Genomic DNA, 12,705 nt, shown 5'->3' with positions numbered 1-12,705 from the left:
TGGCGGGCGTTCCGCGAAGGGGCGAGCGAGATCACACTTGAGTGCCGGCGGGTGAGCGGGCAGGTTGGTGCCATGACCACCTTCGACATCGACGGCACCGGGATCGCGCCCGACGGGACGCTCCGCACCCGAACCCACCACTGGCAACCGGCCCCGCCGGTCTCCGCCTTCCCGCAGCTCACGGGGGAGGAGATCCTCCGCGAGATCGTCGAGGGCCGGATCCCGCAGCCGCCGATCGGGAGCACCCTGGGGTTCCGGCTGGTCGGGGCCGGGCCCGGGACGGCGGTGTTCGAGGGCGAGGTCGGCGAGCACCTGTTCAATCCGATGAACACCGTCCACGGCGGCTACCTGGCCACCCTGCTGGACTCGGCGCTCGGCTGCGCCGTGATGAGCAGGCTCCCGGCCGGCCTCGGCTACACCACCACCCAGCTGAACGTGCACATGCTGCGGCCGCTGTTCGCCGACTCGGGGCTGCTGCGCTGCGAGGGCGTCGCCCTGCACGTCGGCCGGACGATGGCGACGGCCGAGGCGCGGGTGACGGGGGTGGCGGACGGCAAGCTGTACGCGCACGCCACCACCACCTGCGCGGTGCTGGCTCCGCGCCCGTCCGCCTGACACGACGGGCCCGGCAGGCTCCGCCCCCGCCCCCGCCCCCGTCCCCCCCCGCCTCTGCTTCGGCGGATCCGACCGGGCCGGGCCCGGCAGGTCCTGGTTCGGGGGAGGGGTCAGAGCGCGGCGGCGAGCAGCCCGCAGACCGCCAGGAAGCCGCAGATCCCGAAGTTGACCAGCTTGTGGGCGAGGAACACCGCGGCGAACTCGCGTATGGTCGCGCTCGGCCAGTAGTACGCGGCGGTCCGCGAGCCGAAGACCTGTCCGTTGACACCGGTCTTGCGGGCCGTCAGCGCGGCGCGGAAGGCGTGGAAGTTGTTGGTGACGACGACGCAGCGGTAGTCGGGATCGGCCTGCTCCATGATCACCTTGCTGAAGAGCAGGTTCTCCTCGGTGGTCCGCGAGCGGTCCTCGCGGACCAGGTGCTCGGCCGGGAAGCCGCGTTCGAGCAGGTAGTCGGCCATCGCGTGGGACTCCGGGAGCTTCTCGTCCGGCCCCTGCCCGCCGGAGGTGATCAGGACCGGCGGGTTGCCGCGTGCGGCCTGCTGCTCGTAGACCTCGCGGCCCCGGTCGAGCCGGCTGGCGAGCAGTGGGGGCACCCGCTCGCCGCCGATCAGCCCGGAGCCGAGCACCACCACGAAGTCGACGTCGAGGCGCGGCCGGTGGCGCCCGTAGAGGAAGGCGTAGCCGACGAAGCAGACGAACAGGAAGGAGATGTAGCCGACCACCAGGACGGCCGTGCCCGCGACGATGCCGAGCCGCACCGAGTGGGTGGCCAGCGCGGCGACGAGCAGGCCGATCACCGAGAGGATGCCGAGCCCGGCGAGCAGCGAGAGCAGGTTGGCCGGCCGCCACCCCTCCTTGCGGATCATGGTGAGCCCGTTGGAGATCAGGAAGCCGATCAGGGCCAGGGTGCCGGTCGCGGGGATCACGATGATCGCGAGCGCCACCAGCCCCGCCACCAGCGTCGGCGCCTTGCGCAGCTCGGCGATCAGGGCCAGCGCGAGGAAGGACATGGCGAGGCCGAGCAGGACGGCGTTGCTGAACTGGCGGCGGTCGCGCAGGACTCCGATCCCGCAGAGGGCGAAGAAGAAGGCCGCTGGGGCATAGGCGATCATGCTCGTATCGTAGGGGCCCGGCCGCGCGGGCCGACCCGGAGCCTCCGGATCGGTCCGACGGACCCGGTGGGCCGACGGGTTGACGCACCACCGGCGGTCCTGCGCGCGCCGGCCCCCGCGCGCCGGCTTCACCGACCGGTCGGAGGTGCTCGCACGCCGGTGCGCGAGCCGGTCGTACGATCGCGCGGCCGTACGGACCGCTGTCCGCCTTGGGCGATGGGATGCAACAACCCGCCCGCGTCGGAGGCAAAACGGTCGGATTCGCACCCCTGCGGTTGGACTCCGGCGGCGAGGAGGCGCTCGTCGGGCCGGTCGTCTTCCTCTTGTCCCTGTCAGGTGGTTCCGGCGCCGCGCGGTGACGGCTCGTGCGGCGATCCTGATGCGGATCCCCGGGTTGAGCGGCGGCATGCTCTCCTTCGTCCGCGCCCAGGCGGACGAGGGCGTCGTCACCTGGGACGGGGCGCAGTGCGGCGCCGGTGTCCGGTGGGGCCGCCTCCGGCCCCCCGACGGGCGGCCGGAGTGACCTCGTGGCCCGCCACCGGTCCGGTGGCGGTCGGGTCGCGGTCCGGCGTTCGAGCGGGTCAGCGGCGGGCGGCCTGGGGGTCGGCCGGTGCGGGCTGCGCCGTCCGGTCCTGTTCCCCGGAGGAGTCCGCGGCCTTCGGCTCGGTGCGCCCGACGCGGCGCACGCCCGGGACCGCCGCGGTGCCGGCGCAGGCGAGTGCCACCAGCGCGGCGGTGACGAGCAGCGGGCCGGTGCTGCCCCAGGCGTCGGCGGCGAGCGGCGCCAGCGTGTAGCCGAGCGGCGCGGCGGCGAGTGAGAGCAGCCAGTCGTAGGAGGTCACCCGGGCCAGCACCTGGGCCGGGAACTCCTGCTGGACGACGGTCTGCCACACCGGGTTGAGGAAGCCGAGACCGGTCATCGCCAGTGCGTAGGCGGCGACCGTGACCGGTGCCGGCGCGGTCACGGCGAGGGCGGTCAGCGGCAGCGCGTACAGGGCGAGGCCCAGGTTGGCGACCAGGACGGGGCGCTTCGGCCGGAGCCGCCCGGCGAGCAGCGAACCGGCCAGGAGGCCGAAGGCGGCGGCCTGGGTCATGGCGATCCAGACGCCGTCGCCGCCGAGCCGCTGGGTGGCGATCAGCGGGCCGAGGGTGAGGAGGACGGCGCTGGCGCCGTTCCAGACGCCGTGGCCGATCAGGCTGGTCCAGTACCAGTCGCGCGAACGCAGCTCGCTCCACCCCTCGGCCAGGTCGGCGCGCAGCGGCCGGCGGCCGGCCGGGGTGTGGCGGACCGTGAGCCGGCTCAGCAGCGCGGCGCTCGCCAGGAAGGAGACGCCGTCCAGGACGAACGCCCAGCCGGCTCCCGCGGTGTAGACCAGCAGGCCGGCGACGGCCGGTCCGCCGAGCCGGGCGGCGCTGGTGGTCGAGGCGAGCAGGGCGTTGGCGCGCATCCGCAGCGGGCCCTCGACGGTGGCCGCGACGAGCGGCGAGGCGGTCGGCATGGCGAAGGCGGAGGCGATGCCGCCGACCGCCTCGGCGACGGCGATGTGCGCCAGCCGGGGCTGGCCGCCGAGCAGTTCGAGCCCGACGAGGATCTGCGCGGCGGCCCGCACCAGGTCGGTGGTGAGCGCGACCAGGCGCGGGTTGAAGCGGTCTCCGACGACGCCGCCGAGCGGGAGGAGGAGCAGCCGCGGCACCATGGCGCAGCCCAGGACCAGGGCGAGCGCGGAGGAGGAGCCGGTCGCCCTGGTGATCGCGATGGCGAGCGCGGCCGGGACGACGGCGTCGCCGAGAGTGGAGACCGCCCGGCCGAGGAAGAGCAGGCGGAAGTCACGGAGTCTCAGAGGATGGGTCACGGCTGGGACTATATTTCGGTACCGAAATTTCGGCAACGAAATACTTGGCGACCGGGCGTGGACGCACCGCCGCCTAGACTCGTGCCATGACGCGTGCCTCCCGCCCCGACCGACCAGCGGACCGGAAGCCCTCGGGCGAACCGCGGCCGGACGAGCCCCGCGACTGGACCGACGGCCACGTCGAACGCTGGCAGCCGGTCCTGCCCCACCTCGACCCGGACATCGAGGGCGCCGTCACCCGGATGAGCAAGCTCTCCCGGCACCTCGGCCGGGTGCGCGAACAGGGCGTGGCCGACTACGGCCTGCAGAAGCACGAGTTCGACACCCTGCACGAGCTGGCCGGCCGCGGCGGCCACGCCGTCCCGTCCGAGCTCCGGAACGACCTCAACCTGGCGCCGGCCTCGGTGACGGGGCGCCTGGAGGCGCTCGAACGACGCGGGTTCGTCGTCCGCACCCCCTCCACCGAGGACCGGCGGCGGGTCGACGTCCGGCTCACCGAGACGGGCCGGGCGGCCTGGCACGAGGCCCTGGACGTGGTCGGCCGCGAGGAGCGGCGACTGCTCGGCGTCCTCACCCCGGACGAGCGGCGCCAGCTCTCCGACCTGCTGCGCCGCGTCCTGCTGGCCGCCGAGGCACCCTCGCCGGAGCAGCCGGCGGCCGGCGACGACCGGGCCCACTGACGATCGGGCCCACCGAGGCGGCGGGCGGCCGGTGCGAGGCCTCCCGTCCGCCGCTCGTTCGCCGCGAGTGCGTCGGGCTCCGGCCGCCGAGGGGGCGGCTCAGCCGCCGGTCGCGGCCGGGGGGCGGAAGGTGCGGCGGTAGGCCTGCGGGGTGACCCCGACGGCGGCGTGGAGGTGCTGGCGCAGGGAGACGCCGGTGTTGAACCCGGCGCGGCCGGCCACCACGTCGACCGGCCAGTCGGTGGTCTCCAGCAGGTGGCGGGCCAGGTCGACGCGCTGACGGGTGAGCCACCGGCCGGGGCTGGTGCCGACCTCGGTGCGGAAACGGCGGGTGAAGGTCCGGACGCTGACGTTGGCGTGGGCGGCCAGGTCGGCGAGCGTGAGCGGCCGGTCGAGGCGCTCCATGGCCCACGCTCGCGTGGGCGCGGTGCCGGCGCCGGAGCCGGAGGGGTCGGGGACCGGACGCCGGAGGTACTGCGCCTGACCGCCGTCGCGCCAGGGCGGGACGACGCAGGAGCGGGCGACCTCGTTGGCGACGCCGCTGCCGTGGTCGCGGCGGACGATGTGCAGGCACAGGTCCACGCCGGCGGCCGCCCCGGCGGAGGTGAGGAGGTCGCCGTCGTCGACGAACAGGACGTCGGGGTCGATGCGCGCGGTGGTGACCAGCCGCTGCAACCGGTCGGCCTCGCGCCAGTGGGTGGTCGCCGGGCGGCCGTCGAGCAGTCCGGCGGCGGCCAGCACGTAGGCGCCCGTGCAGATCGCCACGATCCGGGTGCCGGGACGGACGGCGGCCAGGGCTGCGCGCAGGGGTTCCGGCAGGCGGCCCTCCTCGCGGATGGCGCCCAGCTCCCGGGAGGGCGGGATGACGACGGTGTCCACCCCGGCCAGCAGGGCCGCGCCGTGGGCGACGGTTAGCCGGTAGTCGGCGTCCGTGCGGACCGGACGGCCGTCCACGCTGCACGTGGTGACGGTGTAGAGCGGCTCGCCCGCGCCGTCGCGCGCGGCGCCGAAGATCCGCGCGGGGATCCCGAGCTCGAAGGGGACGACGCCGTCCAGGGCGAGAACGCCGACGTGGTGCATGGCCCGATCCTTTCATCATCCGACCTGCGGGCCACTACGGGAGGGCGGTCGGCGCGGGGAGTCTGATGACGTGCCGGGAACGAGCCGGCACCCGCCCGACCCTCCCGCAGAGAAGAGCACTTCCCCATGGACCAGGCCACCGCCCCTGCCACCATCCCCGCCACCGTCCCTGCCGCCGTGCCCGCCACCATGCGCGCCGTCTCCCAGGAGGCCGCCGGGCCGCCGGAGGTCCTGCGGCTCGTCGAGACCGGGCGGCCGGTGCCGGGCCGCGGCGAGATCCTCGTGCGGGTGCACGCCGCCGGGGTGAACCCGGCGGACTGGAAGATCCGGCAGCGGGGGGTGTTCGCGAACGGCGCCACCCCGCCGTTCACGCCCGGCTTCGACGTCGCCGGAGTGGTCGAGGCGGTCGGCGACGGCGTGACCCTGTACCGGGCCGGTGACGCGGTGTTCGGGATGCCGCGCTTCCCGCACCCCGCGGGCGCCTACGCCGAGTACGTCGCCGCGCCGGCCCGGCACTTCGCCCCGAGCCCCCGCGGCCTGACCCACGTCGAGGCCGGCGCCCTGCCGCTGGCCTCGCTGACCGCCTGGCAGGCGCTGGTGGACACCGCGGACGTCCGGCCCGGGCAGCGCGTGCTGGTCCACGCGGCCGCCGGGGGCGTCGGCCACCTGGCGGTGCAGATCGCCAAGGCCCGCGGCGCGTACGTCATCGGCACGGCCGGCGCGGCCAAGCACCCGCTGCTGCGGTCCCTGGGCGCCGACGAGCTGATCGACCACCGCACCCGGGACGTCGGCCTGGCCGTGCGCGACGTCGACGTCGTCCTGGACCCCCTCGGCGGTGCTTCCTGGTCCCGCTCCCTGCGCACCCTGCGGCCGGGCGGCACCCTGGTCTCGCTCCTCCCGCTGGACGCCACGTTCCCGGCCGGTGAGGCCGAGGCGGCCGGCGTGCGGGCCGTGTTCATGCTCGTCGAGCCCGACCACGCCGGGCTGCGGCAGATCGCCGCCCTGGTCGAGGGCGGACGGCTGCGCGTGATCGTCGAGGAGGTCTTCCCGCTGGGCGAGGCGGCCCGCGCCCACGCGGTCGGTGAGCGGGGCCGCACCACCGGGAAGCTCGTCCTCACCACCGCTCCCTGAAGCGTGCGGGGGCGGGCCGGGCCGGCACGTCCCCGCAGTTCCCGGTGTGCCGCCCCGCGGACAGGGTGGCACACCGGGAGCGCGGTCACCGGTAGGTGATGGCGTGGCGGGCGGCGATGCGGTTGAGCCGGGCCGGGTCGAGCCGTCCGTCGACGGTCAGCCCGGACCGGGCCTCGACGAAGTCCTCCACGAAGCACTCCCAGCCGCCGGGGGAGGAGATCTGCAGGACGCGGGGCGGCCGGCCGGCACCGGGGCGCAGCGCGTGCGGCACGCCGTGCGGGAGCAGCACGAACTGCCCCGCGGTGAGGGTGTGGACGGTGTCGTCGATGTCGACGAGCAGTTCGCCGCTCAGCACGTAGACGCCCTCGTCCGCAAGGTGGTGCGTGTGCGGAGGGATCTCCTGGGCGAGGACCACCTCCAGCAGGGAGAACCGCCCCTCGGTGTCGGTGCTCCTGGCCTTGACCGAGAACGCGGGCGGGATCGGGATGCGGCCCGGCCTGGCTTCGCCGGCCCCGAGCAGGATGAAACGGTCGTGCGACACGGTGTTCCCTTCGGATGGTGGTGGTGGAAGTGGCGGCGGTGGTGATGGTGATGCCGCGGCGGGCGGCGGTGCGGTCAGCCGGTCCGGAGGACCCCGCGCCGCCAGACCGCGACCGGGGCTTCGAGCACGGCGAGGTCCCGGGTGGGGTCGCCCTCGACCAGCAGCAGGTCCGCGCGCAGCCCGGGGGCGATCCGGCCCCGGTCGGCCAGTCCGAAGTGGCGCGCGGTCCCGGCCGTCGCGGCGGCGAGGGCCTCCGCCGGGGTGAGTCCCGCCCCGGTGAGCAGCCGCAGCTCCCGGTGGAGGCCGGCGCCGTGGGCGGGCGTGAACGGCGTGGCGTCGGTTCCGGCCAGCAGCGGGACCCCCGCCCGGTGCAGGGCCCGCACCGCTCCGACGGCGCCGGGGAGGTTGCCCGGGCGCGCACAGGCCCCGGCGACGGGCCGCTGGGCGGTGATCGCCTCGAAGTACGCGAGGGTGGTCACGACGAACACCCCCTGCTCGGCGACCCGCCGGGCCAGCCGCCGGGTCGTCGGGTCCTCCGGCGCGAGGTCGGCCCACACGTGGGCGAGGCCGTCCACTCCGGCGTCGAGCGCGATGTCCACCTCGGGCGCGGTGAGTGCGTGGGCGACGACCTTCAGGCCCGCGGCGTGCGCCGCCGAGGTGAGGGCGGCGGCGAGCTCGGGGGCCAGGGCGGGCACGTCGGCGCCGTGCACCGCGCCGTCATCGATGACGATCTTGAGGTAGTCCGCTCCCTCGGCGATCCTGGCCGCGACGAAGGCCGGGGCCTGCTCGGGCCGCGTGACGAAATCGATCCCGGTCACGTCCTGCGGGTCGAGCAGGGTGCCGGTCAGCGCCGCCAGCAGCTGCGTCGGATGCCCGCCGGGCGCGGTCGCCACCGTCCCGGCGCTGCGGAGATCGGCCACGTCGTCGCGCTGCGCCGCCAGCAGCCGGTGCCGGGCGAGCGGCCGGGGGAGGCAGAACATGTCCAGCTCGGTGGTGACCCCGTACCGCAGGGCCTCGGCCAGGCTCCCGTCGAACACGTGGGTGTGAGCGTCGATCAGGCCGGGCAGCAGTGTCCTGCCCCGCCCGTCGACCTCGATCTCGACGTCGCTGCTGCCGTCGCCGCTGCTGTCGCGGCTGTCGTCCGCATCGGTGCCGACCGCCAGGATGGCGCCGTCCTCCAGCACGACGTCGGTGACGCCGAGGTGGCGTTCGCCGTCGAAGAGGCCGGCCTGGTGGATCCGCGTACGCATCTGAGGACTCCCGTGTCGGTCGTGGCAGGGAGGCCGTTCCTTCCCGCCGCGCCACCACAGAGGCCGGCCCGGCAGCGGTTGTGACATCAGCGGCCCCCCACCGTGCCGTACCTCACACCCGGGCCGTCCGTGTCACACCCGGGGCCCGGCGGCACTCTTCGGTCGCGGCAGACAAGGCAGACAAGGCAGAGCAGGAGGAACCACCCATGACGCCGACCCCGACCCGGCCATCGCACCCGCACCCGCACCCGCCGAACCCGACCCCGCCACCGAACCCGACCGCCGACGACGCCACCGACGCGTTCCTCGGTCACCGCGAGCTGCTGTTCTCGGTGATCTACAACATGCTCGGCACCGTCGCCGACACCGAGGACGCCCTGCAGGACGTGTGGCTGGCCTGGTCCGCCCGGCACCGCAGCCCCGGCGCCGGGCCCGTGGAGAACGCGCGCGCCTATCTCGTGCGCGTCGCGGTGAACCGGGCGCTGGCCCGCCGTGCGGACCTCAGCCGCCGGCACGAGACCTACGTCGGACCGTGGCTGCCCGAACCGCTGGTGACGGGTGAGGTCGCCGACGCGGCCGAGCGCTCCGAGGACCTGTCGATGGCCGTGCTCGTCGTCCTGGAGACCCTCTCGCCGCTGGAGCGCGCCGTGTTCGTGCTGCACGAGGTGTTCGGGTTCGCCCATCCGGAGATCGCGGAGATGCTGGACCGCTCACCCGCGGCCGTGCGCCAACTCGCCACCCGGGCCCGCCGCCACGTGCACGCCCGCCGTCCCCGCCACCGGCCCGGGCCGGACCTCCACGCCAGGGTCACCGAGAGGTTCGCCTCGGCCGCGCTCGGCGGCGACCTGCGGGCCCTGCTGGAGGTGCTGGCGCCGGATGTGACGCTCTGGACCGACGGCGGCGGCAAGGGGCCCGCGGTCAGCCTGCGCCCCGTCCACGGCCGCGACCGGGTCGCCGCGGTGTTCATGGCGGTCGCCCGGGCCCTGCCCGCACAGGGCCTGGACGTCCGCTACCGGCGGGTGGCCGCGGACCCCGGAGCCCTGGTGTTCTCGGGTGACAGCCCGCTCGCCGTCGTGGTCGTCGACCTCACCCCCGACGGGGAGCGGATCGCCGCCGTCTACTCCGTCACCAATCCCGACAAGCTGTCCGGTCTGCGGGGGCCCCGAAGCTGCCGTCCCTGCGGCTCAACCCGGCGGTCGCCCTGACGATCGACACCGAGGTGCATCCGCCGCTGATCCTGCTCATCCGCGGCCTGGCCGAGCTGGACGTCGTCGAAGGCATCCCCGACGAGTACCTGCAGGCGAACGGCACGTACCGGATGACGCCCGAGCAGCGGGTCGCGTGGGAGGCGGAGGTCCGCTCGCTCTACGACGGGATGGTCCGGATCGTCGTGACCCCGACGTGGGCGAAGCTGATCGACTTCGACACGACCCTGCCCAGTGCGGTCGAGGAGCTGGTCCGCCGGCGCGAGGAGCGCGAGGAGCGCGAGGAGCGCGGGCACGGCTGACGCGGTCCGCCGGTGCGACCCGTACCGGCGGGGCGTCAGCTCCAGGGGCCGACCGTCAGGCGGACCCTGGCCCCTTCGCCGAGGAACGGCGCGGTGGTGGACGGCAGCCGCACGCGCGAGACCCAGGAGGCCGCGGCCGGGTCCTCGTCCGGCAGCGGCCGCTCGTCCTCCGGGTTGAGGTCCTTGATCGTGCCGGTGACCTCGGAGTTCCAGTGCGCCCAGGCCGCCGGGCGGGTGCCGGTGGCGTCCACGTCGACGATCAGGGTGTCCGAGAAGTCGGCCGTCTGCTCCAGGTGGTCGCCGAAGCCGAAGAACCCCTTGTGCTCGCGCAGCGAGAGCACCCGCAGGTCGAGCGCGTAGCGCAGCGGGACGGCTCCCGGCCGGGGCAGGGCCGTGGAGAGGAACGCGGTCGCCAGCCGGACGGCGCCGTCCGCGCCCGGACCGCCGCGGTCCGCGTCGCGCCCGCCGCCGTCGGCCGGGGCCCGGTCGCGCCGGCCGTTCGCCGGGGGATCGGAGAGCTGGATCGGGCACCAGTGCGGCGCCACCCGCTCGTGCATCAGCACCGGCAGCCCGCGCACCTTGAGTTCGACCTCGGCCTGCCAGGTGACGTCCGGGTCGTCCTGCGGCAGGGCCAGGCCGACCAGGTCGGCGCGGACCTGGAGGTCGCCGAACAGGAAGCGGCGCAGGTTCTGGTACCCCTCCTCGGAGTTGACCAGCCCGTACCGCCCGCTGTGACTGCGGTAGGCGAAGGCCCGGTGGGCTCCGGTGACCTGCGCGTTCTCGATCTGCACCAGCCCGTCGCTGCGCGGGCCGACCGCCGACGCGGAGATGCCGTGCGCCACGTCGTAGTCGGTGGAGTCGGTGCCGACGAAGCAGAACACCCGGTTCAGCGGGAAGCCTCCGGCCGCGACCTCCGGGGAGCCGGTGCCGTCGTCGTCCGGCATGTCGGCGGCCCGCCAGCCCACCGGCGGCCCGCCCGGGGCCTGCCGGGCGACGGGGGTCAGGTACCGGTACATCCGGTCGGGGCCGAAGATGTCCGAACCGTTGAAGTTGACCATGTCCCGCAGCGCCTCCGGGACGCCGAACCCGACGGCGAAGGTGATGCCGCCGTGCGGCGTTCCGTAGGTGAACAGCTTCGCCACGTAGTCGGTGGCGCGCCGGCCCGGACGCTGCTCCGGGATGATCTTCTGCAGCAGGCAGCGGCAGATCAGCCCGCCCATCGAGTGGGCGACCAGGTGGACCTGGGGCGCGCCGGTCCTGGCCTGCAGCTTCTCGATCAGTTCCAGCAGGTCGGCGGCTGCCGTCTCCAGGTCGAACCGCTCCGGCCTGGCACCCCAGTTGCCGGCGGAGCGGTCGTAGAAGCGGTGGATCCAGATGCTGTCGGGGGGAATCGTGTCGTGGTTCTCCAGGTAGTTCTCCTGGCTGCCCTCGACGAGGATGTGGTAGCCCTCGTCGAGGTGCAGGCGCAGTAACGGGCTCTCGAACTGGTAGAAGACGGGTGCGTCCTCACGCCCGACGCGGATGTGCGTCGAGCCCTCGTTGAATCCGTAGAACGGATCCGTCACGGCCTTCTCGATCCCGGGGGTGCCTCCGGCATAGCCCCGGACGTAGATGATCGGGAGTCTGGCGGACGGCGTGCTCATGGCCGGCCTGCCCTCTCCGCGGCCGGTACCGACCGGTACCGGTCGACCCGTTGGCGTGGGAGCTTCTCCCCTCCAGTGTCGGAGTCCCGGGCCGACCTGTCACCCCCCGGACGCGGACCGTTGATGCCCCGTCACCCGCCGTGCCGGATCGGGGCCGCGGACGGGCCGGGCGGGCGCGGAGCGTCGATGGGACGTCACCCGCTGTGCCGGGCGGGCTCCGCGAACCGCTCCATCGCGGCGAGGATCGCCTCGCGCATCACCGGTGTGCCGGTGTGGCCGGCCTCCTCGATGACCGTCAGTTCGGCGTCCGGCCAGGCCCTGGCGAGCGACCACGGGGTCTCCAGCGGGCAGCTGAGGTCCAGCTTCCCGTGGATGAGCACGCCGGGGATCCCGGCCAGTCGGTGGGCTTCGCGGAGGAGCCGGCCGTCCTCCAGGAAGGCGTGGTGGGCGAAGTAGTGCGCGGTGATCCGGGTGAAGGTCATCAGCTCATCGGCGGGCCGGCCGGTGTAGGCGTTCGGGGTGCCCTGCGACTCGTGGGCGATCACCGCGTCCTCCCAGGTCGCCCAGTCGAGCGCGGCCTTGTGCCGGACGGCGTCGTCCGGGCTGTTCAGCAGCCGGTTGTACCCGGACACCAGGTCGCCGTCCCGGTCCTCGGGCGGCAGTGCGTCGCGGAACGCCTCCCACGGGCCGGGCAGCAGCCGGCCGACGCCCCGGTAGAGCCAGTCGATCTCCTCGGGCCGGGTCATGGTGACGGCGCAGATCACGATCTCGGACACCCGCTCGGGGTGGGCCTGGGCGTAGGCGAGGATCAGCGTGGATCCCCAGGAGCCGCCGTACAGCAGCCACTTGTCGATGCCCAGGTGCTCGCGCAGCCGCTCCATGTCGGCGATCAGGTGCGCGGTGGTGTTGTGCTCCAGGCTGGTCGCCGGATCGGCGGCGGGCGGCTCGCTGCGGCCGCAGCCGCGCTGGCTGAAGAGGATCAGGTGGTAGCGCTCGGGGTCGAAGAACCGCCGGTTGCCGGTGTTGAGTCCGGAACCCGGCCCGCCGTGCACCACCAGGGCCGGCTTGCCCGCCGGGTTGCCGGAGGCCTCCCAGTGGATCCGGTTGCCGTCGCCGACGTCCAGCAGTCCCTCCGCGTACGGTTCGCCGATCGGGTGGAACTCGGGCATGGCGCAGCCTCCTTGGGGCGAGCGGGGCGGGGCGGGACGCTCGCGAGGGTAGCGGTTGACTCGGCGGTGGTCGAACGGATTTCGTCGCGGGAGTGCCGGGCTCGGCAGGGTCGGCCGGGTGAGC

Annotated in this window: 13 protein-coding genes; 6 read left to right on the top strand and 7 right to left on the bottom strand. The window is 74.6% G+C overall.

Annotation, left to right across the window (positions count from 1 at the left end; translation table 11 throughout):
• The first annotated feature begins 72 nt into the window (after positions 1–72).
• Positions 73–615 carry a PaaI family thioesterase gene (locus AC067J_RS28245; protein WP_478303823.1) on the top strand — a complete coding sequence of 181 codons (543 nt, stop codon included), beginning with the start codon at positions 73–75 and terminating at the stop codon, positions 613–615.
• A 110-nt stretch (positions 616–725) separates the two neighbouring features.
• Here the strand turns inward: AC067J_RS28245 and AC067J_RS28240 are convergent, their stop codons facing one another.
• The gene (locus AC067J_RS28240) at positions 726–1,727 is read right to left on the bottom strand and encodes a YdcF family protein (RefSeq protein WP_478303822.1); all 1,002 of its coding nucleotides are present in this window, start codon (positions 1,725–1,727) and stop codon (positions 726–728) included.
• Between the two features lie 355 nt (positions 1,728–2,082).
• Here AC067J_RS28240 and AC067J_RS28235 point away from each other — a divergent pair, with 355 nt between their 5' ends.
• A complete protein-coding gene (locus AC067J_RS28235; protein ID WP_478303821.1) occupies positions 2,083–2,250 on the top strand; it encodes a hypothetical protein in 168 nt (55 codons plus the stop codon).
• A gap of 58 nt (positions 2,251–2,308) precedes the next feature.
• Here the strand turns inward: AC067J_RS28235 and AC067J_RS28230 are convergent, their stop codons facing one another.
• Positions 2,309–3,580, bottom strand: coding sequence for an MFS transporter (locus AC067J_RS28230; RefSeq protein ID WP_478303820.1), 1,272 nt, complete (start codon positions 3,578–3,580; stop codon positions 2,309–2,311).
• 86 nt (positions 3,581–3,666) lie between these two features.
• Here AC067J_RS28230 and AC067J_RS28225 point away from each other — a divergent pair, with 86 nt between their 5' ends.
• Positions 3,667–4,260 (top strand): MarR family winged helix-turn-helix transcriptional regulator, encoded by a 594-nt coding sequence (locus AC067J_RS28225; RefSeq protein WP_478303818.1) that lies wholly within the window; start codon positions 3,667–3,669, stop codon positions 4,258–4,260.
• 99 nt (positions 4,261–4,359) lie between these two features.
• Here AC067J_RS28225 and AC067J_RS28220 read toward each other — a convergent pair whose 3' ends face one another.
• Positions 4,360–5,340: a GlxA family transcriptional regulator gene (locus AC067J_RS28220; protein ID WP_478303816.1), complete on the bottom strand. Its 981-nt coding sequence runs from the start codon at positions 5,338–5,340 to the stop codon at positions 4,360–4,362.
• Between the two features lie 126 nt (positions 5,341–5,466).
• Between AC067J_RS28220 and AC067J_RS28215 the strand changes: the two genes are divergently transcribed.
• Positions 5,467–6,471 (top strand): NADP-dependent oxidoreductase, encoded by a 1,005-nt coding sequence (locus AC067J_RS28215; protein WP_478303814.1) that lies wholly within the window; start codon positions 5,467–5,469, stop codon positions 6,469–6,471.
• A gap of 85 nt (positions 6,472–6,556) precedes the next feature.
• On the opposite strand, the gene AC067J_RS28210 is transcribed toward AC067J_RS28215, so the two are convergent.
• Both AC067J_RS28210 and AC067J_RS28205 read right to left on the bottom strand, forming a co-directional pair.
• Entirely contained in the window at positions 6,557–7,012 is a 456-nt protein-coding gene (locus AC067J_RS28210) for a cupin domain-containing protein (protein WP_478303812.1), read from the bottom strand.
• Positions 7,013–7,086: 74 nt separating this feature from the next.
• On the bottom strand, positions 7,087–8,262 hold the full coding sequence (locus tag AC067J_RS28205) for an amidohydrolase family protein (RefSeq protein WP_478303810.1): 1,176 nt from the start codon (positions 8,260–8,262) through the stop codon (positions 7,087–7,089).
• Positions 8,263–8,468: 206 nt separating this feature from the next.
• Between AC067J_RS28205 and sigJ the strand changes: the two genes are divergently transcribed.
• Complete coding sequence (gene sigJ, locus AC067J_RS28200) at positions 8,469–9,467, top strand: RNA polymerase sigma factor SigJ (RefSeq protein ID WP_478303808.1); 999 nt, start codon at positions 8,469–8,471, stop codon at positions 9,465–9,467.
• Positions 9,468–9,481: 14 nt separating this feature from the next.
• Positions 9,482–9,769 (top strand): hypothetical protein, encoded by a 288-nt coding sequence (locus AC067J_RS28195; protein WP_478303806.1) that lies wholly within the window; start codon positions 9,482–9,484, stop codon positions 9,767–9,769.
• Positions 9,770–9,804: 35 nt separating this feature from the next.
• On the opposite strand, the gene AC067J_RS28190 is transcribed toward AC067J_RS28195, so the two are convergent.
• Both AC067J_RS28190 and pip read right to left on the bottom strand, forming a co-directional pair.
• Complete coding sequence (locus AC067J_RS28190) at positions 9,805–11,412, bottom strand: esterase/lipase family protein (RefSeq protein WP_478303805.1); 1,608 nt, start codon at positions 11,410–11,412, stop codon at positions 9,805–9,807.
• 194 nt (positions 11,413–11,606) lie between these two features.
• Complete coding sequence (pip, locus tag AC067J_RS28185) at positions 11,607–12,581, bottom strand: prolyl aminopeptidase (RefSeq protein WP_478303804.1); 975 nt, start codon at positions 12,579–12,581, stop codon at positions 11,607–11,609.
• Positions 12,582–12,705 lie beyond the last annotated feature (124 nt).

The sequence above is a fragment of the Kitasatospora sp. NPDC042419 genome, from assembly GCF_056437345.1.
This window is presented reverse-complemented; position numbering and strand designations above follow the sequence as displayed.

Bases quoted from the DNA above. Each gene is read 5' to 3' on its own strand.
- AC067J_RS28245 (WP_478303823.1), top strand. From the start codon at position 73: ATGACCACCTTCGACATCGACGGCACCGGGATCGCGCCCGACGGGACG.
- AC067J_RS28240 (WP_478303822.1), bottom strand. From the start codon at position 1,727: ATGATCGCCTATGCCCCAGCGGCCTTCTTCTTCGCCCTCTGCGGGATC.
- AC067J_RS28225 (WP_478303818.1), top strand. From the start codon at position 3,667: ATGACGCGTGCCTCCCGCCCCGACCGACCAGCGGACCGGAAGCCCTCG.
- AC067J_RS28220 (WP_478303816.1), bottom strand. From the start codon at position 5,340: ATGCACCACGTCGGCGTTCTCGCCCTGGACGGCGTCGTCCCCTTCGAG.
- AC067J_RS28215 (WP_478303814.1), top strand. From the start codon at position 5,467: ATGGACCAGGCCACCGCCCCTGCCACCATCCCCGCCACCGTCCCTGCC.
- AC067J_RS28205 (WP_478303810.1), bottom strand. From the start codon at position 8,262: ATGCGTACGCGGATCCACCAGGCCGGCCTCTTCGACGGCGAACGCCAC.
- sigJ (WP_478303808.1), top strand. From the start codon at position 8,469: ATGACGCCGACCCCGACCCGGCCATCGCACCCGCACCCGCACCCGCCG.
- AC067J_RS28190 (WP_478303805.1), bottom strand. From the start codon at position 11,412: ATGAGCACGCCGTCCGCCAGACTCCCGATCATCTACGTCCGGGGCTAT.
- pip (WP_478303804.1), bottom strand. From the start codon at position 12,581: ATGCCCGAGTTCCACCCGATCGGCGAACCGTACGCGGAGGGACTGCTG.